The organism is Streptomyces sp. P9(2023), from assembly GCF_032436795.1.
In the GTDB taxonomy this organism is placed as follows: domain Bacteria; phylum Actinomycetota; class Actinomycetes; order Streptomycetales; family Streptomycetaceae; genus Streptomyces.
In genome coordinates this window covers 1-248 of record NZ_JAUPWM010000733.1, presented here as the reverse complement: position 1 = coordinate 248, position 248 = coordinate 1, and the positions used below count along the sequence as shown (strand labels likewise).

The following is a 248-nucleotide window of genomic DNA, read 5'->3' as shown; positions in this document are numbered from 1 at the left end:
GATGCCGAGCGCTTCCGCCAGCGCCTCGCCGTTGCGGATCGCGACAAAGCCGCGCCCCACGAGCGACGTGACGATGCGCTGCATGATGAACAGGCCGGCGACGAGGAAGGCCAGGACCAGCTCGTACTGCCCAGCGTCGTTGTCGATCGACAGCGGCCCGATCTGCGTCGCGCGCGGGATGTCCATGATGCCGTTGACGCCGTTCGTCAGACCCTCCGCCTTCTCGATGACGAGCGCGATGATGACGC

General features: G+C 66.9%; 1 protein-coding gene. It reads right to left on the bottom strand.

Translation table 11 applies throughout. The features are described from left to right. Nucleotides 1-248: hypothetical protein (locus Q5762_RS39275; protein WP_399495644.1), on the bottom strand; the 248-nt coding region annotated here is incomplete at both ends.